Raw genomic sequence first — 23,620 nt, 5'->3', positions numbered from 1 at the left:
TTGTAGACAGATCACGACATGGGTGCCCGGATCTGTCTACGAGAACGATGGTGTCGTGGTGCGTGAGTTCGTCGAGCCGAACGAGGTGGACTTCCACTTCGACGTGATGTGTCCGTTCGCGTACCAGACGTCCAAGTGGATCCGGGCGGTGCGCGAACAGACCGACCTGACGATCAACTGGAAGTTCTTCTCGCTCGAGGAGATCAACCGCCAGGAGGGCAAGAAGCACCCCTGGGAACGGGAGTGGTCCTACGGTTGGTCGATGATGCGGGTCGGGGCGATCCTCCGTCGCATCGACATGGCTCACCTCGACGCCTGGTACGAGCGGGCCGGCCGGGCGCTGCACGAGGACGGACACCGACCCCACGATCCGGACGTCGCTCGGCACCTGCTCGAGGAGCTCGGACTCGATCCGGCCATCGTCGACGAGGCGATCCGGGATCCGCGCACGCACGACGAGATCAAGGCCGAGCACCAGCGCGTGGTCGACGCCGGGGGCTATGGCGTCCCGACGCTCTTCTTCCCCGATGGCCAGTGCTTCTTCGGCCCCGTGATCCTCGATCCGCCGACAGAGGGCGACGCCGTGCTGCGCCTCTGGCATGCGGTCACTGCGTGGACCGAGTTCCCCAACCTCTACGAACTCCAACGGCCCAAGACCGAGGCCGACGGGCGGTTCATCGCCAAGACGTTCAAGCCCTACCTCGAGGCCCGCGACTGGATCAGCATCGACCGCGGCAAGGTCGTCGACCTCGATCGCCTCGCCGAACACGACGGGTAGGTCAGCGTCTGCGGCGGGCGGGCTGACAGCGGGGACACCATCGAGCACTCCGCCCCCCGACCGTGGCCCGCTTCGTCGGGGAACCACAGGTCGCGCAGGCGGCCCGCCCGTGGACGCGGAGCTGGGAGGCGAACTCCCCGCGTTGACCACGGAGATCGACCCAGCCTTCGTCGGGCAACGTCACGCCGCCGACGGCAACCGATGCCTCGGTCACCGACCGAGCCGCCTCGAGGACCCGGTCCCACGCAGTCACCGCGACCTCGCCGGCGGGCGCCAGCGGCGACAGGCCCGCATGATGGAGGGATTCGTCGGCCAGGTAGCTGCCGATGCCCGACACGGCTCCCCCCTGGTCGAGCAGGACGGCCTTGATGCCGACCCGACGACGACGCGCATGCGATGCCAGCACGGAACCCGTCACCCGCTCGTCGAAGAGGTCGGGCGCGACGGGCGCACCCGACGGCAACATCCGGATCTCGCCGAAGGTGCGGGGATCGCGGAACCAGACGACGTCGTCGAGACCGAAGTCGAACACCGCGTGCACGTGTCGATCCGACGGCGCGGCGTCCCTGCTCTGGATCAGGAGTTGGCCGCTCATCCGCAGGTGCACACCCAACGTCTCTCGGACGTCGACGAACGACGCCACGATCCACTTCCCGTGCCGGAGGACTCGATCGACCCGCTCCCCGATGAACCGGTCGAACGACGCGACCGGTTGAGCGCGCGTCGTCCGGGGATGCGTGATGGTCAGCGACCGCAGCACCCGACCTGACGCGACCGCATCGAGTTGGTTCGCGGCCACGGTGACCTCGGCGGCCTCGGGCACAGATCAGTCCAGCATCACGCGTCGCGGCGACGAGTCACCAGGTCAGGCGTCGTCGAGGAGTTCTTCGGGCTCGATCAGCTCGCCCGCCGCGGCAAGCGCGCTCGCGAGTCCGACCGCACGGCCGTAGACGGCGGTGAAGAACGCCTCGCTCACGTGGTCCTGACCGGGCAACGGCGGTCGCCCGAGCGAGCGCACCACTGCCGCCGGATCGTCGGTGATGCGGATGTCGCTCGTGGGCTCCGGCAGCTTCGAGCGGTCGCCCCAGTACTCGTCGACCGCCTTGCCCTTGTTGCGCCGCTTGCGGTTGCGTCGGCGGCCCGAGTTCTTGCCGCCACCGCCACCGTTGTCGTTCTGCCCCTTGCCGCTGGCAGCGGGGCCGTTGGGAGGAGTCATTCGTCGTCTCCGTCGTCGGTGAGCAGCAGCGCGGGGTCGATCCCCAGCGCCACCTGCAGTTGGTCGGCGTCGAGATCACCGATCGAGCTCGACTTGGGCAGGACGAGATCGGCGATCTGCCGCTTGCCGGCGACCACTTCCTCGACCCGTTCGTCGACGGTGCCCGGGCAGACGAGGCGGTGAGCGATCACCGTGTTCTTCTGTCCGATCCGCCAGACCCGGTCTCGCGCCTGGTCCTCGACGGCGGGGTTCCACCAACGGTCGTAGAGCACGACGTGGTTGGCGGATGTCAGGTTCAGCCCGGTACCACCAGCCTTGAGTGACAGGACCATCGCGCCTGCACCCGAGCCCGCCTGGAAGTCGGACACGAGCGTGTCGCGGGCGCCGCGCGCGAGGCCACCGTGGTAGCAGTGGATCGGGATCCCGTTGCGCTCGGTCAGGTACGTCGCGAGCTTCTCACCCCAACTGGCGAAGTGGGTGAAGATGAGCAGCCGCTCGCCCGACTCGAACACCGACTCGACGATCTCGTTGAGGCGTGCGAGCTTGCCCGAGCGGCCGTCGAGGGGCCCGTCGTCCTTGAGGTAGGCCTCGGGGTGGTTGCAGATCTGCTTGAGGGCGGTGATCGCGGCGAGCACTGCGCCCTTCTTCTTCGGCGTGCCCTCCTGGTCGGCCGTCTCGATGACCAGACGGTCGAGGACCGCCTGGTACAGACCGATCTGTTCGGCGGTCATCGCACAGTGGTCGAGCTCGTCGATCCGATCCGGCAGTTCGGCAGCGATGGCCGGCTCGGCCTTGGTACGGCGGAACACGAGGATGCCGTTGAGCGCCCGCAGCGCGCTCTCGGCGCCGTCCTTGCCCGTCCCGCTCGGGGACAGCTGAGCGACGAAGTGCGATCGTGCGCCGACGAGGCCGGGGTTGCAGTAGTCGATGATCGACCACAGATCGCCGAGTCCGTTCTCGATCGGCGTTCCGGTCAGGGCGATCCGGCTACGCGCCTCGATCCGTCGCAACTGTTGCGACACCTCGGCGTTGGGGTTCTTGATCGCCTGGGCCTCGTCGAGGACCACCTTGCCCCACTCCACCTTCGACAACGCATCGACGTCGCGGACGGCCGTGCCGTAGGTCGTGATCACCAGATCGGCCCGGCTGGCCATGGTCGGGATGCCTGAGGCGCTCGCACGGTTCTGGCCGTGGTGCACGACGACGCGCAGGGCGCCGGTGAAGCGACGAGCCTCCGCCGCCCAGTTGCCCACCACGGCGGGCGGTGCGACCACCAGCGTGGGGCCGTGCGTCGTGGTCTCGGTGACGTGGGCGAGGATCGTCGGCGTCTTGCCGAGACCCATGTCGAGGGCCAGACATCCGCCGAGTCCGGCGTCGTCCAGGAAGCGGAGCCACGCGACGGCCTCGGCCTGATAGCTGCGGAGGTCGCCGGCGAACCCGGCCGGCGTCTTCACGTCGTCTTCCGAGATCCGTGACGCGCTGCGGAGGAGGTCGGCGGCCCAGCCGGAGCCGGCGAGCGAGATGCCCCCGGACAGCGGAGACCCCTCGAGACCGAGCGCCTGGCGCAGCATGTCGGCGCCGGTCAGCTGCGTCTGATCGGACCGTTCTGCCAATGCCGCAGCGGCCTCTCGCAGATCGGCCTTGTCGAGCTCGATCCACTTGTCGCCCGACTTGATGAGCGGGCGAGCCTCGCGGGCCAGTCGCTGGATCTGCTCGGCGGTGAGTTCCACGTCGCCGAAGACCACCGACCAGCTCACATTGGCGAGCTGCTGCGCTCCGACGACCGACTCCTGGGCCTCGTCGGCCGTGAGACGTAGTGCGGGCGCCGGCTTCTTCTTCGACAGGAGCGGAACCCGCACGTCGAATCCTGCGGCGGTGAGCACCTCACCAGTCGTGCTCATGAGCTGCCATGCCTCGTCCTGGCTGAGGATGACCTCGCCTCGACGACGGCCGCCGGGACGGCTGAGCTCGGGGAACAGCCGCTCGACACGAGCGAGCTGCTCCTTCATCTCGCGGGCACGGGTGTTCGAGGCATTGACCATCGCGACCTCGACAGGTTCGAGGACGTCGTCGACGCCGGGGCCGAGCACTTTGCAGTGCCAGGCATTGCCCTCGTCGGGCGGATCGAGTGCGACCGTGAGGGCGAACTTGGCGGTGCCCGTGACCGGGGACGACCACTGGTCGAGACGGCGGACCAACTCGGCACCCGCACGGGTCGGCGCGTCGAACGGCGAGCCGTCGAGCTTCGCCAGCACGGCCTCGGCCACGTCGCTACGCGAGCGCGGGTCCGGCGGCGCCGCCGGCACCTCGAGGCGCTCTGCGGCCATACGGCAGATCGTCCCGACGAGGTCGGCGAGCAGCGACTGGGTGAAGGCTCTGCCGTCCTGGCGGTTCCCCGCGGTGGCCGCGGCGCCCGGTCGGACCGCGGCGAGGTCGCCGATGGTCTCCGGATCGATGAGCGCGGGTTCCCAGCGGACCTCGAACGTCGAGATGTCGCGTCCGCCGTCGTCGCGCTTGCGCACCTTGCGGAGGCGCGGAACCATCCGGCCCTGCGCGGTGAGGCGTACCGCCAAGGCGGTCGTGAGGCCCATCCACGGGACCGTCGCGCCGAGCCCCTCGGTGTCGGCCGACGCGCGCTGGGCGACGAGCCACCCGAGCGTCGAACCGAGCGGAGCGACCACGCTGTCGGCCTTGGTCCCGTCCACCAGTCGGATGGGGCGGTGGTCTTCCCACGGGATCGACCCGCCGCCCGCTGCCTGGAGGCGTTCGCGAACCTCGCTCACCGATGCCGACGGGGCGTCTCGCCCGCCGGCCCAGGCGATCAGCACGCCGGGTTCCCACGACAACTGCAACTCGGTCGTCCCGACCTCGGCCGGCGAGGGCTGGTTCTGTGGCGCGGGTCGCGCTCCCGGACCGCGTACCTCGTCCTCGGCGGGTGGCCCCAGGAGTTCGGTCAGCACCTCGTCGATGCGATACGCCTCGCGGTCGAAGTCCTCGATGATGACGAATCGTTCCGGCGTGCGGACCGATCGCTTCGTGTCGTCGATCACCCGGTCGGCGCGATCGAGGAAGCGGTAGAGCACGCGGACCCAGTCGTCCTGGAACCGCTGCAGCAGCGCGTGTTGTTCGTCGGTGGCGCGACCGTCGAGGTGCGCTTGGACGATGTCTTCGAAGTCAGCCGGTAGATGGGCCGCAGGAAGGGTCGAGGAGGTGATCGTGTTCTCCGTTCACGGGTTCGGCGAAGCCGGAGCACCGACGACCATCGTCGGGACCGACCCACCGCACAGCGCCGTTGTGCCGATCCTGGGAGGGATCGGAGCCCACGCCTCAGCGGCGGTCGTTCCGGGTGGTCGGCAGCCGGTCGGAACGGGTCACCCCGAGCTCCCGGTCACGCGGACGTGTTCGGGCGCCGAGGTGATCGGCTGTCCGTGAGTGTACCCGGATCAGAGGTACTGCGGAAGCACCGCGGCGATCTCTTCCGGTGTCGTCATCGGCGGGAACCGGGCCACGACGGCACCGGACCGGTCGACGAGGAACTTCTCGAAGTTCCAGGTGATGTCGGAGGACTCGCCGTCGCCGGGCTGTTCGGCCCGGAGCAACTGGTACAGCGCACACGCGTTGTCGCCGTTGACCTCGATCTTGGAGAACATCGGGAACGTCACGTCGTACTTCGACGTCGCGAACTCGAGGATCTCCTCGTCGGTGCCGGGTTCCTGCTGACCGAACTGGTTGCAGGGGAAGCCGAGGACCGTGAAGCCCTCGTGATCTTCATGAAGCGCACGCAGACCTGCGTACTGGGGCGTCAGCCCTCACTCACTGGCGACGTTGACCACGAGGCAGACCGTGTCCTTGAACTTCTCGAAGGACACCTGCTCTCCCGTGATCGAGGTCATCTCGATCTCATGGAATGCGCTCATGACAGGCATCGTAGACACCCCTCAGCGCTTCCGACCGAGATACCGGTCGAGTTGGCGCCGATCCCGCTTCGTCGGACGACCCGCACCGGCGTCACGCACGGCTTGGGGCGTCTCCCGGATGTACTCGGGCGGCGGCGGGCTGTGATCGACGAAGCACTCGGCTGCCACCGACGCACCGACGCGCTTGTCGATGATCTGCGCGACCTCGAGGATGCGAACGCGATCACCCACCCGTGCCTCGACGCGGTCGCCGACCACCACCTTGTGGGCGGGCTTCACCGAGCGACCGTTGACCTCGACGTGCCCTCCGTTGCAGCCCTTGGACGCCAACGAACGCGTCTTGAAGACCCGCACCGCCCACAACCAGCGGTCGATGCGGGTCGACGAAGTCACGACGGGCTCACGACAGACGAATGCGGAGCATCGGTCATGAGCTCGAAGGGCTCAGGCGCTCTTCTCGAGGATGTGGACGCCGCAGGCCGAGCCGAGCCCGATGACGTGGGCCAGTCCGACCTTCGCTCCCTCGATCTGGCGGTCGCCGGCCTCGCCGCGCAGGTGATGGCAGACCTCCCAGATGTTGGCGATGCCGGTGGCCGAGATGGGGTGACCCTTCGACTCCAGACCGCCGGACACGTTGACCGGGGTCGATCCGTCGCGCCAGGTGGCACCGGACTCGAAGAAGTCGACAGCGCCGCCGGGCTCACACAGCTCGAGGTTGTCGTAGTGGACGAGCTCGGCCGTCGCGAAGCAGTCGTGGAGCTCGACGAGGTCGAGGTCCTCGGGCGACACACCGGCCTGCTCGTAGGCCTGGCGGGCGGCGACGCGGGTGAGGGTGTTGACGTCGGGCAGGACCTGACACGCCTCCTGCCACGGATCGGACGTCAGGATCGACGCCGACACCTTGACCGCCCGACGCTGCTGCTCCTGCGACAGCGTCTTGAGCTTCGCCGCAGAGACGACCACAGCGGCGGCGGCACCGTCGCAGTTGGCCGAGCACATCGGCCGGGTGTTGGGGTAGGCGATCATCATGTCGCCCATGACCTCTTCGAGGGTCATGGCCTTGGTGTACGCCGCCAGCGGGTTCAGCGTCGAGTGCTGGTGGTTCTTCACGCTGATCTTGGCGAAGAGCTCGAAGGGCGTGCCTTCGTAGTCGTTCTCGTACAGGTACTCCATGCCGACCTGGGCGAACGTGCCCGGCATCTGCTGGGTACCGATGCGCCCGTCGGTGCCGGCAACGGCGCCGAAACGACCGGAGGGCTCCCAGTGGTGCCCGTCCTTCTTCTTGCCGCCACCGCCACCGCCGCCGAGAAGACCGGCGCCGGCCAGCTTCTCGACACCGACGGCAAGACCCATGTCGCACTCGCCGGCCTTGATCGCCATGATCGCCGTCCGCAGTGCCGTGGCACCGGTCGCGCAGGCGTTCTGGACGTTGTAGACGGGGATGCCGGTCTGGCCGATCTGCTTCTGCAGCTGCTGACCGAACGACTGACCGATGAGGTTGCCGTAGGCCAAGATCCCCATGTCGGCCATGGTCACGCCGCCGTCGGCCAGTGCGGCCATGGCGGCCTGCGCTCCGAGGTCCTGGATGTCGAGGTCCGGGTGCTTGCCGAACTTCGTCATGTTGATGCCGAGGATGAAGACGTCTTCGCTCATGCGTTTGCTCCTTCTACAGGTTCGAATCCGAAGCCCACGGCTTCGACACCGTCGTCGTCGGTACCGAGCGACGTCGTCGTGAGGCGGACCTTCATGCCCAACTTCACGTGTTCGTCGTCGGGCTCGGTGTTGACGACGTTGCCGCGCACGCTGGTGCCGTCACAGTCGATGACGCCGGCGACGAACGGCACCGGTACCCCGGGGGCCGCGAACGTGACGATGGTGAACGACTTCAGGACGCCCTCGGTCGCGACCTCCGCTTCGGTGAACTCCGTGCCGAAGCACGAGGCGCACGCGTTGCGACGGTCGAAGAACCGGGCGCCACACGAGGTGCACTGGGTGGCCACGAGATGTGGACGGTCCCCGAGCCGCAGATAGTCGACGAGAGGGATCTGTGTCTTGGTCGACACGGGTACTCCTTGCGATGGGCCGTGGTCTCGGCCCCATTCCCCCGGGCCGATGACCACCAGCGCTGGTCTGGTGGCGCCAGCATCCCAGACCGTGGCGTCGTTGCGCCAACCCGCCCGCGGCCACGGCCGGAGCGGGCGGTCGTAGGCTCGGCAACGTGATCGACATCGCTGAGCTCGAGCGCCTCGCGGCGCTGGGAGACCCGGATGCACCGATCCCACACGACGCGATCCCGTTCGACGAGCACGTCTCCGCGGACGAACGAGCCCAGCTGCTGCCCGACTGGTACATGCCGCGTCCGATGGCAGGGACCCCGCCGTTGCGAGGTTGGCGACGGGCGGTCGCTTGGCTGATCGTCGGCGCATTCCTCGCCGTGGTCGCGTCCGGGCTGTGCAGCACCTACGGAGTGCTCGAGATCGCCTGACCGGCGTCAGATGTCGACGATCTCCGCGGCGGTGTAGGTCCCGACGAGCTCCAGGCCCGACTCGCCGGTGATCTCCGTCGCGAGGCAGATCACGTCGTCATCGAGATGCAGGAGTTCGGTCGTCCCGGTCTGGGAGACGGACGTCGACCCTGCCCGATCCGCAGTGATGCTGAAGAACGTGGCCGTGGCACCCTCGCCGACCTCCGAGAACAGACCACCGGTCGCACCCGTCTCGAGGATCGGGAGCGCATCCGCATCCGGAGCGTTGAAGGAATCGAGGCCGGTGGCCACGAGGATGCTGCCCGCGGGCACTTCGGGCACCGCGAATGACCACGACGTGTCGTCTGGCATGTCGAAGTCGGCCAGGTAGACGGTCCAGGCCCGACCCTCCATTCGTCGCAGCGCGATCGAGTCGACCACGGTCATCGTCTCGCGTGCCCCGTCCCCGTCGAGGCGGATCTCGATGTCGAACGGCACCGCGCCCGGGCACTCGTCCGGAAGTTCCTCCGCCGCTGATGCCTCGGTCGTCGACGTCTCGTCGGCCGCATCGCCGGGATTCCCTCCGCCACCCCCACCGCCGCAGCCGGCGACGACCGCCACCGCGATCGTCGAGACGAACCAGATCCTTCTCCACGCCATGGCGACAGTCTCGCGTCGCGAGACGGGTCGATCGCGCACGGTGCGGACGCGAAAGAGCCCGCCCCGGTGGGGCGGGCTCGGTCGCGTTCAGTCGTGAACCGAGGTCAGCTGATGCAGGCCGTGAGGTCCTCGAGCAGCTCGGGCGGGAGGTCGTCGCCCTCGCCACCGGTGACGAGCGCATCGGCGAACAGATCGGCGAAGGTGTCCTCGTCGAGGTTGTCCTCGATGCACGAGCGGACCTCGTCGGGCACGTCGTCACCCAGGTCCTGCAGGAACGCATCGGTCAGGTTGATGTCGCACTTGCCGAAGCTGGCGGCGACGGCTTTGGCCTCGTCCTCGCCGATGTCGAGACCCGACTCGGAGAGATCTGCAGTTCCTGCGAGGTCTTCGGCAGACACGCCGGCGTCCTCGAAGGTCGACGGGCCACCGACGGCGTCGACCAGCTCGCGAGCGAGGCAGTCGACCTCGTCGTCCGAGAAGGGCACGTCGCCTTCGCTCTGGATCGCCTCGGCGATCGCGTCGGAGTACTCGTTCGAGCTGGCGCTGCTGCTCCCGCCTCCGTCGTCTCCGCATGCGGCGAACAACAGCCCGCCCGCCATGACTACGCCCACGATCTTGTTCTTGTACACAGTTCGATCCTTGCCTGTAGTGAATGGTGCCGCCTCCGCCGGAGACGGTCGACGAACCCTAGGACACCGACTCCACCCAGCCGTCGATCCCGGTCTCCCGGCCCGATCCGGCGTCAGCCGAAGACCCGGAACAGGAGCGCCACCGCGGAGCCCACGAGGACCACGAGGACTGCACGCTCGAAGGCCACTCCCCCGAGACGGGCACGGAGGCGCGTCCCGACCGGGATCATCGCGAGGACGGGGACGAACGCCAGCGCGGACACCAGCAACCGATCTGCGTCGTAGGCGCCGCCCGACGCGAGGAGCACCAACTGGACGAGGCCGGAGAGACCGAAGATCAGGGTGACCGAGAAGACGTACGTCTGCTTCGGGAGGCGGTATCCGTGCAGCCAGGTCGCCACCACCGGACCGGACACGCCGACCGCACCCTGCATGAGCCCGACCAGGACGCCGACACCGGGCGACCACCGCGACGCAGTGACCGGGTCGATCGCGACCTCCGGAGCGCGCACGAAGTTCACGACGAACGCCATGATCGTGACGACGAGGGCGAGGAGGAGCGGGTCCTCGGGGACGGAGACGAGCGCGAAGGTGCCCACGACTGCGCCGGCCATGCCGAAGCCCACGAGCGGCACCAGATCACGAGCCTCGTCACGGGCGTGCCTCGCTCCGAAACAGAGCAGCGCATTGGCGGTCACGTTCGGCGCTGCGACGATGACGACCGCATCCTCCACGCCGAGCACCAGCGCGATCAGTGGGACTGCGATCAGGGGATAGCCCATCCCAGTGACCGACTTGACGAACGCGCCGAGCAGCGAGGCGCCGAGCACGATGGCGATCTCGGTGCCACTCATCGTGGCGACGATACGTCGTCAGTGATCGAAGACCGCGCCGAGGAACCCGCGCGTCCGCTCCTCGCGAGGGTCGTCGAGGATCTGCGACGGCGGACCGGACTCGAGGATCTGCCCGTCGTCGAACATGACGACTCGGTCGGCGACCTCTCGGGCGAAGCCCATCTCGTGGGTCACGAGCATCATCGTCGTGTTGCCCTCCGCCGCGATCGAACGCAGGACCTCGAGCACCTCGCCGACCAGTTCGGGGTCGAGCGCCGACGTGACCTCGTCGAAGAGCATCACCGCTGGCTGGGTCGCGAGCGACCGCGCGATCGCCACTCGCTGCTTCTGCCCGCCGGACAGTTCGCCCGGCGTCTGACCGGCGGCGTGGGCCAACCCGACCTTGTCGAGCAACTCCATCGCGAGGTCGTCGGCCTCGGCACGCTTGCGGCCCTGGACACGGATCGGCGCCAGGGTGATGTTCTCCAGTGCGGTCATGTGCGGGAACAGGTTGAAGTGCTGGAAGACCATGCCCACGTCCGACCGGACCTCGCGGATGCGACGTTCCGAGGCCGGCGTCGTGCCGTCTGCCTCGTGATAGAGGTGCTGGTCGCCGATCTCGATGGTTCCGGCGTCGATCCGCTCGAGCGTCATGATCACGCGCAGGATCGTCGTCTTGCCCGAACCGGACGGGCCGATGATCACCACACGCTCACCGGGAGCGACGTCGAGGTCGAGGTCCCGCAGGACGACGTTGTCACCGAACGCCTTGGTGACCTTGCGCATCCTCACCGCCGCCGCTCCGGTCTCGGATCGGGCGGGTTGCGTCGTGTCAGACACGCTCATAGTTGATGCGCCTTTCGAGTCGTCGGACCAGCCATGCGGCCGGGAGGCTGACGGCGAGGAAGCCGGCGCCGATCATCAGGTAGGCCTCGACCGGCCGGAAGTCGCCCTGGACCGAGGTGGCGAACGCCATCAGGCCGGTGACCTGGATCGCGAAGCCGAGCGGGGCGTCCTTGAAGCCGGCGATGAGGTAGTTGCCCAGCGCCGGCAACACGTTGGGGACGGCCTGGGGCAGGATCACCCTCGTCCAGGTGGTGGCCGGCCCGAGGTTGAGTGCCGTCGCCGCCTCCCACTGACCGGCAGGCACACTGTTGATGCCGGCGCGGTACGCCTCGGAGCAGTACGTGGCGTAGTGGACGCCGAGACCGAAGATCAGCGCCTGGTTGGGGCTGACGACGATGTCGAAGTCCGGGAGCGCGTAGTAGAGGAAGAACAACTGGACGAGCAGTGGCGTCGACCGCACGAACTCGATGAAGAGCGTCACTGGCCACCGCACGACACGGAGGCTCGATCGCCGTCCGAGCGCGAGGAACAGCCCGAGGACCAGGGCCATCGTGAATCCGAGCACGGTCGCCATCGCCGTGACGCTGAGTGCGTTGAGGAGATCCGGCAGCAGGGACCATGCGTACTCCCAGTCCCAGTTGGTCGCCCCGTCGGGAGAGACATCGGTCCGGAAGCGGTAGCGCTGGGACCCCTTCTGGGTCAGTGCTGCAGCCGCAGCGAACGCGAGGAGGAGCGGTCCGACGATGCCCGGCTTGCGGTACCAGGGCGTGTGATGGGTGCGCATCGCGGGTTCGGATGCGGTCGTCGTGGCCGTCACTTGGCCGCTCCGATCGCTGCGGGTTCGTCGGGCGTCGGCATGTCGCTGTCGCCCTCGTACTTGCGCTCGACCCACCGCTCGGCGAGGCGGAACGCGAGGTTGATGGCCTGCGCGAGCACGAAGTAGAAGATCAGCGCGTTCAGGTAGAGGATCGACGTGTCGACCGGCTCGCTGGCGAGGACTCGATTCGTGTTGAGCTTGTCGATCTCGAAGGTCAGGTCCGACATGCCGACCAGCGACACGAGCGCAGTTCCCTTCAGGATCTCGATCGTCAGGTTGCCCATCGGCGGGAGGATCACCCGCAGGGCCTGTGGCAGGACGACGAACCGCAGCCGCTGCGTTTTCGTCAGGTTGAGGGCGATCGACGCCTCGGTCTGGCCGCGGGGCACCGAGAGGATCGCTCCTCGGATGATCTCCGCCCCGTAGCCGCCCATGTTCACGCCGAGCGCCAGCGTGGCGAGCCAGAACACGTTGCTCTGGTCCAGCCCGAGGAGGATCGGGATGGCGTACGCCATCACGAAGAGCAACACGATGGTGGAGATGCCGCGGGCGAACTCGACGTAGACGAGCGCAGCGCCGCGCACCGATCGACGAGTCGACAGGCGCGCGACGCCGAAGACCAGCGACAACGCGACCCCGAGGGCGAACGACGAACCGAGCAACTGCACGGTGATCGTCACGCCCTCGAGGACGCGGTCGTACTGCTTCGAGCTCAGGAGGAGCGCGTCCACCGGATCAGCTGGTCAGGTCCTCGACCGTGAGGTCCTGGGCGAGGAGGACGTCTTCCTCGGCGAACCCGAACCCGGTGATGATCTCGACGAGTCGGTCACCCTCCTGCAACTCGTTCAGCTTGTCGTTGAACGCATCGCGGAGGTCCTGGTCCTCCATGCGGAAGCCGAAGCCACCGCAGCCGAGTACCTCGTCGCCGTTCTCGTCGAGGGGTACGAACGACTCGGTGGTCTCGAAGCCGTCGAGGACGTCGGTCTGCTGCTTGACGGTGAGGTACGTGCCGGTGACGGCGTCGACACGGCCCGCTTCGAGCGCGTCGTACTGCGCGTTGACGTCGGCGAACACCTCGACCTGGCTGTCGGGGACGCCGGCAGCGTCGGCATAACCGATCTCGACCGCACCCTCGAGGATCGCGATCTTCACCGAGCCGTTGTCGACGACGGACTCGAAGTCGGTCAGCCCTTCCGGATTCCCTTCGGGGACGGCGAACGCCTCGCCGACGCAGTAGTCCGGGTCGGAGAACAGGATCTGCTCGGCCCGGTCGGCGTTGATGTACATCCCGGCTGCGATCATGTCGAACTGCCCGGCCTGGAGTCCGGAGATCAGCGAACCGAAGTCGACGACGGTGGCCTCGATGTCCTCCACGCCGAGTTCCGCGAAGACCGCTCGAGCGACCTCGGGCGCTTCGCCCGTCACGTTGCCGTCCTCGTCCTCGAAGCCGTAGGGGACCTCGTTGGCGATCCCGACCTTGATGGTCCCTGCCGACTGGAGCTCGCCCAGCAGGCCATCGGCGGTCGCCGCTCCGGACGGAGAGCTCCCGTCTCCGTCGGCGTTCGAATCGTCGTCGCCGCAGGCCGCGACGAGGAGGCCGAACGCGGCGAAGAGCGCGACCAGGCGCAACAACGGGATGCGCCGTTTGGACAGTGCAGGGGCAGACATGGTCTGTACTCCGGGTCTCGGTTGTGGATCGCCCGCCCGAGATGACCTGTACCGCGTCCGACCGATTCCCGATCGACAACGCTGCACCGAACTCGCACTTGGCGAGACGGCCAGATGGGGGGTACCTCCACATCTAGCACCTCTGGCGCGGCGATACGGTGGATCGCGATGAACGAGTCGACCGAAGACCCACCCGTCACCCCCTCGGCGTGGCGCACGGGACGATCCGTCGACGGCGGGATCGACCGGGTGCCCGTTCCTTCGACCTCGGGGACGATGTGGCTCTGCGGCAAGCACCTCATCGGACCGGATCCCGTGGCGACGATCGACAGCCTCGGCGTCGACACCGTGGTGTGCCTCAGCCAGCAGCACGAGCTCGTCGAGCGCTACCCGACCTACATCGAGTGGCTGGCGAACGCCGGCGATCACGCCATCTGGCATCCGATCCCCGACCTCCACGCCCCCACTCTCGAGGAGACCGAACACCTCGTCGACGAGATCCTGCGACGCCTCGACCTCGGTCACAAGGTGCTCGTGCACTGCGGGGCTGGCATCGGTCGCGCGGGCACGATCGCGGCAGCCGTGCTCATCCGGCGTGGCGTCGACCTCGACCGGGCGATCCACACCGTCGCCTCGTGTCGGCCGATGGGCGGACCCGAAGCCGGTGCTCAGTCCGATCTGTTGCAGATGCTCGCCGATGGACGCTGACGACATCCTGTCCCTCGACACCGCCGAGGGAGCGTGTCTTGCCGACTACGCCGAGCGTGCCCGCGTCGGTGACTGGTCGCTGCGCTCCGCCTTGGTCCGGTACGCGCAGCGTGCCCCCGTCGCCGCCAGCGCGGTGCTCGAACTCATCCGGCGAACCGACGCCGCACTGCACCCGTTCCGACGGAGCCTGGACTCGTCTCCGGTGCGCGAGATCGCCGCCGACGACGACGGCGGCCCCGGCGTGGTCGACCTGCTGCGAGTCGCTGCGGTGCTCGACGAACTCGCCGACCTGCTCGTCGGATGGGCGAACGACCGATCGGCCCACGAGGTGCCGACCGAAGCCGTCGATGCTCTCGCCGGCCGAGCGTTCCAGATGCTCGCCGCCCTCGAGGTCCCCCGGGAGACGCGCCCGCCTCGGCGGACGGGCTGACCGGCCGATGTCAGAGCGAGTCGCGACCGAGCGTCAGGAGCAAGACGGCACGGCCGAGGAAGACGTCGCTGTCGTCGGGGATCGGCTGGTGGACCGCTCCGTCGACCCCGAGATCGGACACCAGCCGCACGGCCTCGGCGCAGTAGCCAGTGGCGTACTCGACGGTCGTGACCGGGCGGATGGTTGCGTTCGCCGGCTCCATCGTGGCGTAGCCCAGGTCCTCGAGCGCGTCGGTGTTGGCCCCGGCGTGCCCGGTCTTTGGCGAACCGTTGAGCACCAGGACCGTCGAGTCCGAACGGTCTCGCATGGCGGCGGCACCCCGTGCGTCGTCCTCGCATCCCGGTGGCGGCGCCTCGCCACCGACCGACGACTCGCTGGGCGGCTCGGTCGTCGTGGTGGTGGTCGCCACCGAGGTCGCAGTGGTCGTACTCGCCCGCGCAGCGACGTCGTCGTCACCATCACCGTCGTCGATGGACGCGAACGCCGCGGCGAGGAGCAGCACGCCGACGAGCACCGCGAACACCACCATCGACCGGGACCGCTGCTCGAACGTCGGATGCCAGTGTCCGGCGGCATCGACGTCGACCCACACACCGTCGTCCCACGGCTCGCCGTCGGCGCTCCGATCTCGGCGGCGCGGCGCCCCGGGGTCTGCTGGAATCTCGGGCACTTTCGAGATCCTGCCATCTCCGTACCGTCCATCCGTGGACAGCAACGGTTCGCGGTGGACTTCACCTCGATGATCTACGCCACGTAGGGTAATTCCCGGCACATCGCTGGGCGCAAAGCCACCACTGCTGAGGAGTCACACCATGTCCGTCAACGCTTCCGACGTCGAGCATCTCGACGTGTTGATCGTCGGCGCCGGCTTGTCCGGCATCGGCGCAGGTCACTACCTCCAGGCCGACTGCCCGTGGGCGTCGTACGCGATCTTCGAGGCCCGAGACGCCATCGGCGGTACGTGGGATCTCTTCCGCTATCCCGGCGTGCGGTCCGACTCGGACATGTACACCCTCGGCTACTCGTTCCGTCCTTGGGATCGGGACGAGTCGATCGCCGACGGCGCCGCCATCCTCGACTACATCCGCGAGACCGCCGCGGTGGAGGGGATCGATCGCCACATCCGCTTCAACCACCGGATCACCCGCGCCGACTGGTCGACGCCCGACGCTCGCTGGAACATCACCGCAGAACGGACCGACGTCGACACCGGCACGACCGAGGAGGTCCACCTCACCTGTGGCTTCCTCTTCTCGTGCTCGGGCTACTACCGCTACGACCAGGGGTACCAGCCCGACTTCCCCGGCCTGTCCGACTTCGGCGGCACCGTCGTCCACCCACAGCAGTGGCCCGACGACCTCGACTACGCCGACAAGCGAGTCGTCGTGATCGGCAGCGGTGCAACGGCCGTGACCCTGATCCCGTCGATGTCCGACGAGGCAGAACACGTCACGATGCTCCAGCGCTCTCCCACCTACATCATGGCGCTGCCGGCGAAGAACCCTCTCGTGAACGCGCTCCGCAAGGTGCTGCCGAAGCGATTCTCCGGACCCGTCGTGAAGTGGCTCAACGCACTGATGACGCAGGGCTCGTACCGACTGAGCCAGCGCCACCCCAGCGTCGCCCGCAAGGCGATCCGAGCGCTGGTCAAGGCGCAGCTCCCCAAGGGCTACGAGGTCGACGTCCACTTCAAGCCCAAGTACGACCCCTGGGACCAGCGTCTGTGCCTCGTGCCCGACGGTGATCTCTTCAAGGCCATCAAGCGCGGTGACGCATCGGTCGTCACCGACCAGATCGAGACCTTCACCGCCGACGGCATCCGCCTGCAGTCCGGCGCCGAACTCCCCGCCGACGTGGTGGTCACGGCGACCGGGCTCGAGTTGCTGTTCCTCGGTGGCATCGAGGCGAGCGTCGACGGCGAACCGCTCGACCTGCCGAACAAGCTCACCTACAAGGGGATGATGCTCGAGGACGTTCCCAACCTGGCGATCGCCATCGGGTACACGAACGCATCGTGGACCCTGAAGTGCGATCTCACCTGCCAGTACGTGACCCGCCTCCTCGACCACATGCACTCGACGGGACTGCGCCAGTGCACCCCCGAGAACCACGATGCCTCGGTGACGGCGGCGCCGCTGCTCGGCCTGTCGTCGGGCTACGTCACCCGCTCCATGGACAAGTTCCCGAAGCAGGGATCGCGGTTCCCGTGGCAGGTCAAGCAGAGCTATCTCGCGGACTACCGGGCGCTCAAGCGCAGCGACATCCGCGACGAAGCCATGCAGTTCACGAACCCCGTTCCTGCCGACGAGCCGGCAAAGGTCTGACCCGCAGGGGTGACGCACGGCACGCTGGAGGAATCTTGACCCGCGGGTCAAGTCTGTGGTTTCGTCGTCCGCATGACGATCACGGGGGATCCTGGAACGGGTGACGCGCGCCTGGACCGCGACGCGATCCACGCGCGCTACCGCGCGGAGCGAGACAAGCGCCTGCGCGAAGACGGCAACGAGCAGTACGTCGAACCGGTCGGCGCCTTCGCCCACTATCTCGACGATCCCTACGTCCCGGTCACGCCCCGGGAACCGCTCACCGACGAGGTCACGGTTGCGTTCATCGGCGGAGGATTCGCCGGCCTCGTGACCGGTGCTCGCCTCAAGGAGGCCGGAGTCGACGACGTCCGCATCATCGAGAAGGGCGGCGACTTCGGGGGCACCTGGTACTGGAACCGCTATCCCGGCGCCCAGTGCGACACGACCTCGTTCGTCTACATGCCCCTCCTCGAGGAGACCGGGCACATGCCGACCGAGAAGTACGCACACGCTCCCGAGATCCTCGAGCACTGCCAACGCATCGGCAAGCACTTCGACCTCTACGACAACGCCGTCTTCTCGACCGAGGTGACCGACGTCCGCTGGGACGACGACTCGTCCCGCTGGATCATCGAGACCAACCGCGGCGACCGGATGCGGGCCAAGTACGTGTGCATGGGCACGGGACCGCTCCACCGCCCCAAGCTCCCCGGTATCCCCGGTATCGAGACGTACGCCGGACACAGCTTCCACACCAGCCGCTGGGACTATGGGTACACGGGCGGCGACCCCGCCGGCGCCCCGATGACGAGCCTGGCCGACAAGCGCGTCGGCATCATCGGCACCGGCGCCACGTCGGTGCAGTGCATCCCGCACCTCGCCCGAGCATGCGGATCGCTCCACGTCTTTCAGCGCACGCCGTCGTCGATCGACATCCGCAACAACCGACCGACCGATCCGGACTGGTTCGAGAACGAGGTCTTCGAACCCGGATGGCAGGAGAAGTGGTTGATGAACTTCACCACGCTCCAGACGGGCGGGTTCGCCGAGGAAGACCTGGTGATGGACGGGTGGACCGACATCGCCAAGCGCATCCGCGACAAGGTCCTCGAGTTGGGTGCCGAGGAGTTCACGGCCGAGACCATGCTCCGAGCGTTCAACGAGAGCGACGACGAGAAGATGGAGGAGATCCGGGCGCGTGTCGACGAGATCGTTGCCGACCCCGACACCGCCGAGGCCCTCAAGCCCTGGTACCGCCAGCTCTGCAAGCGCCCGTGCTTCCACGACGCGTACCTCGACGCATACAACAACCCCAACGTGCACCTCGTCGACACCGACGGCAAGGGCGTCGACCGGATCACCGAGCGCGGCGTCGTCGTCGGCGACACCGAGTACGAACTCGACTGTCTGATCTACGCGTCGGGGTTCGAGGTCGGCACGTCGTACGTGCGCCGCTCGGGCTACGACGTCACGGGACGCGACGGACGGACGATCGGCGGCTACTGGGCCGACGGCATGCGATCGATGCACGGCATCCATGTCGCCGGGTTCCCGAACCTGTTCGTGGTCAGCCCGAGCCAGGGCGCCAACCTCATCTCCAACGTGCCGCACAACCTGCTCGAGGCGGGCAAGACCATCGCCGCGATCGTGCGTCACGCCGAGGCCCAGGGAGCCGACGAGGTCGAGGTGACCGCCGACGCCGAGGACGCCTGGATCGATCATCTCCTCGCCAACCCCCGGATGTTCGGCGGCAACCCCGACTGCACCCCCGGCTACTACAACAACGAGGGCCAGCCCGCCGGAACCGCGGCGACCCTGAACATGGCCGGCTACCCCGAGGGACCGGTCGCGTACTTCCAGTACATCGACCGCTGGCGCAACTCCGGCGACTTCGAAGGCCTCACCTTCCGCTGACCCCCACCGCTCCCCCATTCCCACCGTTCTGGTGAACGACCACGACACCCCATGGTGCCGACTGTTCACCAGAATCTCAGGCCGTTCGTTCTGGTGAACGACCACGACACCCCATGGTGTCGACTGTTCACCAGAAGCGAGGTGGTTGGGGGCGTGGCGAGGCGGTGGCGAGGGGGTGGGGACGTCACGTGATCTCGACGGCGGCGCCGGCGAACTGGGCGTTGTAGAGCCGCGAGTACGGGCCCTCGTGGGCGAGGAGGTCGTCGTGGTTGCCCTGCTCGACGATGCGTCCGTCCTCCATGACCAGGATCACGTCGGCCCCGCGGATGGTGGACAACCGGTGGGCGATCACGAAGCTCGTGCGATTGGCGCGAAGGGCGTTCATCGCCTCCTGGATGAGGACCTCGGTACGGGTGTCGACCGAGCTCGTGGCCTCGTCGAGGATGAGGATCGACGGATCGGCGAGGAACGCACGGGCGATGGTGATCAGCTGCTTCTCGCCCGAGCTGATGTTGTCGCCCTCGTCGTTCATGACCGTGTCGTACCCGTCGGGCAGGTTGTGGACGAAGCGGTCGACGTAGGTGACCTCGGCCGCCTCGTGGATCTGGGCCTCGGTCGCGGTGGGATTCCCGTAGGCGATGTTCTCGCGGATCGTCCCCCCGAAGAGCCAGGTGTCCTGGAGGACCATCCCCACCTTGGACCGCAGCTCACGTCGCGGGAACGAGGAGATGTCACGACCGTCGAGACTGATCGAGCCGCCGTCGAGGTCGTAGAACCGCATGATCAGGTTCACGAGCGTCGTCTTCCCCGCGCCGGTCGGACCGACGATGGCCACCGTCTGGCCCGGCTCGGCGGTGACCGTCAGTCCCTCGATGAGGGTCGTGTCGGGGTTGTACGAGAAGTGGACGTCGTCGAAGACGATGCGCCCGCGGACCGCCGGCGGGTCGACCGTGTCGGCCTGCTCGACGGTCTGCTCGTCGGCGTCGAGGAACTCGAGGACGCGCTCGAGCGAGGCGATGCCCGACTGGAAGACCGTGGCCATCGACGCCAGGTGTGTCAGTGGCTGGGAGAACTGCCGGGCGTACTGGATGAACGCCTGCATGTCGCCGACGGTGATCGCTCCGCTCGAGATCCGGAGACCGCCGACGACGGCGATCAACGCGTACTGGACGTTGCCCAGGAAGATCATCGCCGGCTGGATCAGACTCACCATGAACTGCGCGCCGAAGCTGGCTTCGTAGAGCTTCTCGTTCGTCTTCTCGAACTCGGCGGCCACCTCACGACGGCGACCGAAGCTCTTCACGATCGCATGCCCGGTGAATGCCTCCTCGACCTGCGAGTTCAGTGCACCGGTGTGCCCCCACTGCGCCATGTACTTGGGCCGGGCGCGACCCCCGATCTTCTTCATGGCGACGATCGACAGCGGCACCGTCACCAGCGCGACCAACGTGAGCCACGGCGAGATGGTCAGCATCATCACGACCACGCCGATCAACGTGAGCGTCGACACCAGGATCTGGCTGATGGTCTGCTGGAGGCTCTGCGACAGGTTGTCGATGTCGTTGGTGACCCGGCTCAACAGGTCGCCACGAGGCTGCGCGTCGACATACCGCAGCGGGAGTCGGTTCAGCTTCCGCTCGACCGAATCGCGCAACGTGTACATCGAACGCTGCACCACGCCGGCGAGGATGTAGGCCTGCATGTACGACAGACCCCACGACGCCAGGTAGAGCGCGGCGACAAGCAGCAGTTTGCGGTGGAGATCGCCGTAGTCGATGCCTCCTCCCCCGATGACGCCCCGGAAGATGACGTCGGTCGCCTGCCCCAGGAGCTTCGGCCCGACGACCACGAGCGCAACACTCACGAAGGTCAACGCCAGCACGGCCACCAGCCGGACCCGCTCGGTCGAGAGCAGCTTCCAGAGACGTCGAAGCGCACTGCCGAAGTCGGCCGACTTCTCGACCGGCATCCCGACCGCACCCCCGGGACCGAATCCACCCTGGCGACGACGCTCGACCGCGGTGCCGCCGGCGTCGAGGATCTCCCGATCCTCATCCGTCGTGACGTGACCGTTCTTGTTCTCGGATCCGTTGGTCTCGCTCATGCCGCCGCCTCCTCACCGATCTGCGACGCCACGATCTCGGCGTACGTCGGACACGACTCGAGGAGGGCGTCGTGCCGTCCACGGCCGACCACCTCACCGTCCTCGAGCACGAGGATCTGATCGGCACCGGCGATGGTCGACACCCGCTGGGCGACGATCACGACTGCGGCCTCGGCGACCTGCGGCGCGAGCGCCGCACGGAGTCGAGCGTCGGTCGCGAGGTCGAGGGCCGAGAACGAGTCGTCGAACACGTAGATCTCCGGCCGCACGATCAGAGCTCGGGCGATCGACAGCCGCTGACGCTGACCACCGGAGACGTTGGCACCCCCCTGTTCGATGGTGCTGTCGAGCCCTTCGGGCATGGCCCGCACGAAGTCCTCGGCCTGGGCCACGCGAAGCGCCTCCCAGAGTTCGTCCTCGGTGGCGTCGGGGCGGCCGTAGCGCAGGTTCGACGCCACGGTGCCGCTGAAGAGGTAGGGCTTCTGCGGCACGTACCCGACCTTGCTCCACAACAGATCGAGATCGAGTTGGCGGACGTCGACGCCGTCGACCAGCACCACACCATCGGTGGCGTCGAAGAGGCGAGGGATCAAGTTGACGAGGGTCGTCTTTCCGGCCCCCGTGCTTCCGATGATCGCCGTGGTCTCCCCGGCGCGCACCTCGAACGAGACCTCGCACAAGACCGGGTGATCGGCTCCCGGGTAGTGGAAGCCGACGTCGCGGAACTCGAGCGAGCCGTGGGACTCGACCGCGGTGACCGGATCGGGGGCCGGGCCGATGCTCGTCTCGGTCTCGAGCACCTCCTGGATGCGCTCGGCGGCGACGGCGGCTCGCGGGATCATCGACACCATGAACGTCGCCATGACCACCGCCATGAGGATCTGGATGAGATAGCTCAGATAGGCGATCAGCGCGCCCAGCTGCATGTCGCCGGCGCCGATGCGATCGGCTCCGACCCAGAGGACGAGGATGCTCGAGGCGTTGATGATGAACATCACGGTCGGGAACATCGCCGCCATCAGTCGTCCGGTCCGCAGTGCGGTGGCGGTGAGGTCGTCGTTGGCCTCGTCGAAGCGGGCTTGCTCCTCGGGCTCGCGGACGAAGGCCCGCACGACCCGGATGCCGGTGATCTGCTCGCGGAGAACCTGGTTCACTCGATCGACTCGCTCCTGCATCATCTGGAACGCCGGCACCATCTTGCGGACGACGTTGCCGAGAATCAGCACCGCCGCAGGCATGCTGACCAACAGCACGACCGACAGGCCAGCGTCCTCCCGCACGGCGAGGATCACGCCGATCACCATCGTCAGCGGCGCAGCGACCATCATCGTGCAGGCCGTGACCACCATGATCTGCACCTGCTGCACATCGTTCGTGATGCGGGTGATGAGCGAGGGTGCACCGAAGTGCCCGACCTCTTCAGCGGAGTAGTCGAGCACGCGGTTGAACAGGCTGGCGCGGACGTCGCGCCCGAAGCTCATCGCTGCCTTGGCACCGAACCACGTCGCCGCGACGGCGAACACGATCTGGACGAGCGTGAAGCCCAACATGATCACGCCCGTACGGCGGATGAAGTCGTTGTCGCCGACGATCACGCCCTGGTCGATGATGTCGGCGTTGAGCCCGGGCAGCATCAGCGCTGCGCCGGTCTGGATGCCCTGGAGCACGACGACGAGCGCCAGCAGCTTCCCGTAGGGGCCCAGATGGGAACGAAGGAGACGGCGGAGGCTCATCGTTCGACCTCGATCCCACGCAGGAGGACCGCCACGATCTCCTCCGGTTCCATCGGCTCCGGAGCGATCATGGGGTGTGTGGCTGCGAGCGTCAGCGCGTGGAGCAGACGGGCTGCCTTGAGCGGTGGAACCGTCAGCCGATCCGACGACGACGCGAAGACCTCGGCGACCGCGTCGCTGTCCTCCAACGGCCGGCTCGCCCGTTCCTTGAGCCGGGGCCCGAGGTTGGACACGACCTGCCACACGTCGACGATCCGCTGACGCACCATGGTGGTGACGATCACGAGACGCTCCTCGAACGCGAGCTCGGGGTCCACGGAGCGGACACCGGCCTCGAAGTCCGTCAGGTCGAGCACTGCGTCGAGCGTCGCCGCCAGCAACTCGTCCTTGTCGGCGAACACCCGGAAGATGGTCCCCTCGGCGATCCCTGCGGCCGTGGCGATCTGACGGGTGGTGACCATCTCGCCGTGCTCGAACAGCAGCGGCTTGGTCGCCACGATGATGGCGGCGCGACGTTCGTCCGGCGGTAGCGCCGACGCCCGCGTCGACGTCGGGAGAGTCTTCGGCATGGCGCGGATCGTACCTGAGTGAGCACTC

Annotated in this window: 24 protein-coding genes; 6 read left to right on the top strand and 18 right to left on the bottom strand. The window is 67.7% G+C overall.

Translation table 11 applies throughout. The features are described 5' to 3' along the window. The first annotated feature begins 55 nt into the window (after nt 1-55). Nucleotides 56-778 (top strand): mycothiol-dependent nitroreductase Rv2466c family protein, encoded by a 723-nt coding sequence (locus tag AB8619_RS07490; RefSeq protein WP_436795839.1) that lies wholly within the window; start codon nt 56-58, stop codon nt 776-778. A gap of 1 nt (nt 779) precedes the next feature. Here the strand turns inward: AB8619_RS07490 and AB8619_RS07485 are convergent, their stop codons facing one another. The 7 genes from AB8619_RS07485 to AB8619_RS07455 form a co-directional block, all read right to left on the bottom strand. Continuing rightward, on the bottom strand, nt 780-1,601 hold the full coding sequence (locus tag AB8619_RS07485) for an Fpg/Nei family DNA glycosylase (protein WP_436795838.1): 822 nt from the start codon (nt 1,599-1,601) through the stop codon (nt 780-782). A 42-nt stretch (nt 1,602-1,643) separates the two neighbouring features. After that, the gene (locus AB8619_RS07480; RefSeq protein ID WP_436795837.1) at nt 1,644-1,994 is read right to left on the bottom strand and encodes a hypothetical protein; all 351 of its coding nucleotides are present in this window, start codon (nt 1,992-1,994) and stop codon (nt 1,644-1,646) included. Then, nucleotides 1,991-5,077, bottom strand: a complete 3,087-nt coding sequence (locus AB8619_RS07475; protein WP_436795836.1) for a DEAD/DEAH box helicase — start codon at nt 5,075-5,077, stop codon at nt 1,991-1,993. Before AB8619_RS07475 ends, AB8619_RS07480 begins: the two co-directional genes overlap by 4 nt. Before the next feature lie 360 nt (nt 5,078-5,437). Further along, nucleotides 5,438-5,827: a glutathione peroxidase gene (locus AB8619_RS07470; protein WP_436796357.1), complete on the bottom strand. Its 390-nt coding sequence runs from the start codon at nt 5,825-5,827 to the stop codon at nt 5,438-5,440. Nucleotides 5,828-5,932: 105 nt separating this feature from the next. Beyond that, complete coding sequence (locus AB8619_RS07465; protein WP_436795835.1) at nt 5,933-6,304, bottom strand: RNA-binding S4 domain-containing protein; 372 nt, start codon at nt 6,302-6,304, stop codon at nt 5,933-5,935. Between the two features lie 51 nt (nt 6,305-6,355). Continuing rightward, a complete protein-coding gene (locus tag AB8619_RS07460) occupies nt 6,356-7,564 on the bottom strand; it encodes a thiolase family protein (RefSeq protein ID WP_436795834.1) in 1,209 nt (402 codons plus the stop codon). After that, entirely contained in the window at nt 7,561-7,974 is a 414-nt protein-coding gene (locus tag AB8619_RS07455) for a Zn-ribbon domain-containing OB-fold protein (RefSeq protein WP_436795833.1), read from the bottom strand. Before AB8619_RS07455 ends, AB8619_RS07460 begins: the two co-directional genes overlap by 4 nt. Before the next feature lie 155 nt (nt 7,975-8,129). On the opposite strand from AB8619_RS07455, the gene AB8619_RS07450 reads away from it, so the two are divergent. Further along, nucleotides 8,130-8,396, top strand: coding sequence for a hypothetical protein (locus AB8619_RS07450; RefSeq protein ID WP_436795832.1), 267 nt, complete (start codon nt 8,130-8,132; stop codon nt 8,394-8,396). Between the two features lie 6 nt (nt 8,397-8,402). Here AB8619_RS07450 and AB8619_RS07445 read toward each other — a convergent pair whose 3' ends face one another. From AB8619_RS07445 to ehuB, 7 genes are all read right to left on the bottom strand, one after another. After that, nucleotides 8,403-9,035 carry a hypothetical protein gene (locus tag AB8619_RS07445; protein WP_436795831.1) on the bottom strand — a complete coding sequence of 211 codons (633 nt, stop codon included), beginning with the start codon at nt 9,033-9,035 and terminating at the stop codon, nt 8,403-8,405. Nucleotides 9,036-9,139: 104 nt separating this feature from the next. Then, nucleotides 9,140-9,664, bottom strand: a complete 525-nt coding sequence (locus tag AB8619_RS07440; protein ID WP_436795830.1) for a hypothetical protein — start codon at nt 9,662-9,664, stop codon at nt 9,140-9,142. A 113-nt stretch (nt 9,665-9,777) separates the two neighbouring features. Beyond that, on the bottom strand, nt 9,778-10,518 hold the full coding sequence (locus AB8619_RS07435) for a sulfite exporter TauE/SafE family protein (RefSeq protein WP_436795829.1): 741 nt from the start codon (nt 10,516-10,518) through the stop codon (nt 9,778-9,780). A gap of 18 nt (nt 10,519-10,536) precedes the next feature. Then, complete coding sequence (gene ehuA, locus AB8619_RS07430; RefSeq protein ID WP_436795828.1) at nt 10,537-11,343, bottom strand: ectoine/hydroxyectoine ABC transporter ATP-binding protein EhuA; 807 nt, start codon at nt 11,341-11,343, stop codon at nt 10,537-10,539. Next, nucleotides 11,330-12,160 (bottom strand): ectoine/hydroxyectoine ABC transporter permease subunit EhuD, encoded by an 831-nt coding sequence (gene ehuD, locus AB8619_RS07425; RefSeq protein ID WP_436795827.1) that lies wholly within the window; start codon nt 12,158-12,160, stop codon nt 11,330-11,332. The genes ehuA and ehuD overlap by 14 nt, the downstream gene beginning before the upstream one ends. Next, nucleotides 12,157-12,891 (bottom strand): amino acid ABC transporter permease, encoded by a 735-nt coding sequence (locus AB8619_RS07420; protein WP_436795826.1) that lies wholly within the window; start codon nt 12,889-12,891, stop codon nt 12,157-12,159. Before AB8619_RS07420 ends, ehuD begins: the two co-directional genes overlap by 4 nt. Before the next feature lie 4 nt (nt 12,892-12,895). After that, nucleotides 12,896-13,828 (bottom strand): ectoine/hydroxyectoine ABC transporter substrate-binding protein EhuB, encoded by a 933-nt coding sequence (gene ehuB, locus AB8619_RS07415; RefSeq protein ID WP_436795825.1) that lies wholly within the window; start codon nt 13,826-13,828, stop codon nt 12,896-12,898. Between the two features lie 168 nt (nt 13,829-13,996). Here ehuB and AB8619_RS07410 point away from each other — a divergent pair, with 168 nt between their 5' ends. Both AB8619_RS07410 and AB8619_RS07405 read left to right on the top strand, forming a co-directional pair. Further along, entirely contained in the window at nt 13,997-14,536 is a 540-nt protein-coding gene (locus AB8619_RS07410; RefSeq protein WP_436795824.1) for a protein-tyrosine phosphatase family protein, read from the top strand. Further along, nucleotides 14,526-14,966 (top strand): hypothetical protein, encoded by a 441-nt coding sequence (locus tag AB8619_RS07405; RefSeq protein WP_436795823.1) that lies wholly within the window; start codon nt 14,526-14,528, stop codon nt 14,964-14,966. Before AB8619_RS07410 ends, AB8619_RS07405 begins: the two co-directional genes overlap by 11 nt. A gap of 10 nt (nt 14,967-14,976) precedes the next feature. Here AB8619_RS07405 and AB8619_RS07400 read toward each other — a convergent pair whose 3' ends face one another. Next, entirely contained in the window at nt 14,977-15,636 is a 660-nt protein-coding gene (locus tag AB8619_RS07400; RefSeq protein WP_436795822.1) for a LytR C-terminal domain-containing protein, read from the bottom strand. A gap of 142 nt (nt 15,637-15,778) precedes the next feature. On the opposite strand from AB8619_RS07400, the gene AB8619_RS07395 reads away from it, so the two are divergent. Together AB8619_RS07395 and AB8619_RS07390 are read left to right on the top strand one after the other, a co-directional pair. Next, on the top strand, nt 15,779-17,290 hold the full coding sequence (locus AB8619_RS07395) for a flavin-containing monooxygenase (RefSeq protein WP_436795821.1): 1,512 nt from the start codon (nt 15,779-15,781) through the stop codon (nt 17,288-17,290). Between the two features lie 72 nt (nt 17,291-17,362). Then, nucleotides 17,363-19,186, top strand: coding sequence for a flavin-containing monooxygenase (locus AB8619_RS07390; protein ID WP_436795820.1), 1,824 nt, complete (start codon nt 17,363-17,365; stop codon nt 19,184-19,186). A 184-nt stretch (nt 19,187-19,370) separates the two neighbouring features. On the opposite strand, the gene AB8619_RS07385 is transcribed toward AB8619_RS07390, so the two are convergent. The 3 genes from AB8619_RS07385 to AB8619_RS07375 are packed head-to-tail and all read right to left on the bottom strand — an operon-like array spanning nt 19,371 to nt 23,592. After that, the gene (locus AB8619_RS07385) at nt 19,371-21,290 is read right to left on the bottom strand and encodes an ABC transporter ATP-binding protein (RefSeq protein ID WP_436795819.1); all 1,920 of its coding nucleotides are present in this window, start codon (nt 21,288-21,290) and stop codon (nt 19,371-19,373) included. Beyond that, on the bottom strand, nt 21,287-23,023 hold the full coding sequence (locus tag AB8619_RS07380; RefSeq protein ID WP_436795818.1) for an ABC transporter ATP-binding protein: 1,737 nt from the start codon (nt 23,021-23,023) through the stop codon (nt 21,287-21,289). Before AB8619_RS07380 ends, AB8619_RS07385 begins: the two co-directional genes overlap by 4 nt. Next, nucleotides 23,020-23,592, bottom strand: a complete 573-nt coding sequence (locus AB8619_RS07375; RefSeq protein WP_436795817.1) for a TetR/AcrR family transcriptional regulator — start codon at nt 23,590-23,592, stop codon at nt 23,020-23,022. Before AB8619_RS07375 ends, AB8619_RS07380 begins: the two co-directional genes overlap by 4 nt. Between the last annotated feature and the right edge of the window lie 28 nt (nt 23,593-23,620).

Source organism: Actinospongiicola halichondriae (assembly GCF_049103745.1).
Lineage (GTDB): Bacteria > Actinomycetota > Acidimicrobiia > Acidimicrobiales > Salinilacustritrichaceae > Salinilacustrithrix > Salinilacustrithrix halichondriae.
Note: the sequence above shows the minus strand (reverse complement) of the source record. Positions and strands in the feature narration are given on the sequence as shown.